The 2,896-nt window shown below is 48.1% G+C and carries 2 protein-coding genes and 3 pseudogenes; 2 read left to right on the forward strand and 3 right to left on the reverse strand.

All coding sequences use genetic code 11. From position 1 onward, the window contains the following. Positions 1–280: pseudogene (locus BGK49_RS11665) on the reverse strand (IS1-like element transposase); the annotation flags it as partial. 55 nt (positions 281–335) lie between these two features. On the opposite strand from BGK49_RS11665, the pseudogene BGK49_RS26665 reads away from it, so the two are divergent. Continuing rightward, positions 336–446 (forward strand): annotated as a pseudogene (locus tag BGK49_RS26665) (lipoprotein NlpA); the annotation flags it as partial. Positions 447–449: 3 nt separating this feature from the next. On the opposite strand, the pseudogene BGK49_RS11670 reads toward BGK49_RS26665, so the two are convergent. Further along, a pseudogene (locus BGK49_RS11670) lies at positions 450–1,372 on the reverse strand (carboxylate/amino acid/amine transporter). Between the two features lie 110 nt (positions 1,373–1,482). Further along, entirely contained in the window at positions 1,483–2,619 is a 1,137-nt protein-coding gene (locus BGK49_RS11675) for an MFS transporter (protein ID WP_241525528.1), read from the reverse strand. Positions 2,620–2,660: 41 nt separating this feature from the next. On the opposite strand from BGK49_RS11675, the gene BGK49_RS26670 reads away from it, so the two are divergent. Beyond that, positions 2,661–2,896: IS1-like element transposase (locus BGK49_RS26670; protein ID WP_001650043.1), on the forward strand; the 236-nt coding region annotated here is incomplete at its 3' end.

Raw genomic sequence — 2,896 nt, forward strand, 5'->3', positions numbered from 1 at the left:
GAGGTTACCGACTGCGGCCTGAGTTTTTTAAGTGACGTAAAATCGTGTTGAGGCTAACGCCCATAATGCGTGCAGTTGCCCGGCATCCAACGCCATTCATGGCCATATCAATAATTTTCTGGTGCGTACCGGGTTGAGAAGCGGTGTAAGTGAACTGCAGTTGCCATGTTTTACGGCAGTGAGAGCAGAGATAGCGCTGATGTCCGGCAGTGCTTTTGCCGTTACGCACCACCCCGTCAGTAGCTGAACAGGAGGGACAGCTGATAGAAACAGAAGCCACTGGAGCACCTCAAAAACACCATCATACACTAAATCACTAAGTTGGCAGCATCACCGATAATAAGAATGCAGAAAACGTGAAGGAATTTCTGCAATCTTATCAATCACCCGAAGTCGCTAAAGCGGCAGAAACCATTTTTAACGGTGGCGCGGTGCCTGGCTGGTAATTCTCACTCATGCCGCGCCGGACGATTTATTTTTCTGGCCGGCGACGGGAATCCATTGAAATCAAAATCACCGATGACAGAATCAGCAGCGTTCCCAGCCAGTCCGGTAATGTGAACGTGATCCCCAGCAACAGCAAAGAGAGTAGCGCGCTACTTAATGGTTCTGCACAGCTCAAAATGCTGGCTTTTGGACCGCCAATTAATTGTGCTCCTTTCAGGTACAGACTAAATGTCAGGGACGTACCAATGACCACCAAATAAAAAAACGCCAGAATCAAACTGCCGTTAACGACAAAGTTTGTTCCTTGTCTGGCATAAAAAGGCAACAGAATCAGACCGCCAATCAGCATACTCCAGCCGACGACTGGTAACGTGCCATAGCGGGCAATTAGCGTTGAGGGATAGGTGGTATAGAATGCAGCAGCAAATGCCGAGGCAATGCCCCAGAACAACGCGGCAGGAGAGAGCGATAATGACGTCGGATTACCGTGTGTCACCAATAAAAAAGTCCCGACCAGCGATGTCAAAATAGCGCAGAAAACCAGAATGCCCGGGCGCGATTTACGCACCAGTGAGAACCAGGCGACGATAATCGTCGGTGAGAGGAATTGCAGCACCGTTGCCGTGGCTGCGTTCGATTTTTCGATGGTTAGCAAAAAAGTGAGCTGTACAGTTAGCGCGCCAACCACGGAAAAAATCAGCAGGCTAATGGCATCTTTATGATTGTTAATAATAGAAAAGATTTTATCGCCATGAACAAATGACAGCGTCAGTAGAATCAAACCGGCGAATATCAAACGCGTCATAGTCAAAAACTGCGACGACATCTGGCTTTGCTCCATGATGTATTGCGCGCAGACCCCTGAACTTCCCCACAACACGGCGGCAATCAGAACGTTCAGCATCCCCTTTCTGGTGGAACCCATTTTTCCCTCTGCATACTGTTTTGTCGTTTATGTATGCAGGCATGATAGCAAAAATGGCGAGGATGGCTCTGTTTGCGCCACGCCGATTTTTCTTAGCCCAGACTGGTGAGCTAAATATCTTTAATAAACAGCAGGCAAATCATCGCAATACCCAACATCCCTATCGCCAGCCAGAACAACGCATGGTAGCTCCAGATTTCAACCATAATTCCGTCAACAGAGCCGGCGATAATCCAGCCGACGCGTGAAGTATTTGCATATAACGTTGTCGCAGAGCCTATTTTTTCAGGCATCAAGTCCTGAAAATAAAGCATGCCGATACCACAGAGAATACCAAGGAAGATGGCATTTAGAATTTGCAATTCCAGCTCAACCGCCGGAGTCGTCGCCATGAGTACGCTGGCGTAAAAACACATACCACTCACGATAGCAATGAGCATTAATAGTCGCTTGCCAATACGTTTCATGTAATAGCCTGCGATTAACATCATCGGAATTTCCAGACCGGCAGCGATACCAATCATTTCTCCAGCCAGTTTATCGGTTAGATGCAGTTCATCAATAATAAATAGCGGCATATTTATCATGTAGAGATTATTCGCCGCCCACATCATTGAACAGACCACAAAAAGTAGCCGCGTATCCCGCTTCCTATGGGTGGAGGGTAAAATTTCTACGGGTTGGGTAACGACAGGAATATTTCTTTGTATTGATGGCAAAAACAACCAGACTATCAGCCCGCAAACAACAAATGCGATGGCAGCGGTGAGATACATCACTTTAAAACTAAACCCCATTGCCAGTTCATAAGCGAGCGGTGGCCCGATAACCCAGGCAAGCGAGATCTGAGCACGTAAAAATGTACTGAACATGACCGTCTCACGGCCTGTTCTGTCGGCGTGTTCACGGGCGAGGGCGAACATTTGCGGGTTTGCGGTAGAAGCAAAACTACTCAGAAGTACGCCCGTAGAGAGGAGAATGAAGTAGTTGCGATTCCACGCAAAAAGCGTGCAGGCCAGCACTCCAAATAAGCAACATAGCAGAATCAGTAATTTACGGTCGCCTTGTTTATCGGAGTGCCTTGCCAGAAATTGACTGACCAGAATTCCCATAATAGCGCTACCGGTGAAGAAAAAACCTACCATTATAGGACGGGCTTTCAGTTCATCTGCGAGGAATATACTTAGGGTAGGAGTCTGAAGAGCGCCCGCAATACCCGTCAGAAAGGCGACAGGTAATGCTGCCAACTTACTGATTTAGTGTATGATGGTGATTTTAAGGTGCTTGCGTGGCTTCCATTTCCATCAGATGTCCTTCCTGCTCCGCTACTGAAGGCGTGGTGCGTAACGGCAAAAGCACTGCCGGACATCAGCGCTATCTCTGCTCTCATTGCCGTAAAACATGGCAACTACAGTTCACTTACACCGCCTCTCAGCCCGGTACGCACCAGAAAATCATTGATATGGCCATGAATGGCGTCGGATGTCGCGCCAGTGCACGCATTATGGGCGTTGGCCTCAACAC

The sequence above is a fragment of the Shigella sp. FC1544 genome, from assembly GCF_001722145.1.
Taxonomy (GTDB): Bacteria; Pseudomonadota; Gammaproteobacteria; order Enterobacterales; family Enterobacteriaceae; genus Escherichia; species Escherichia coli.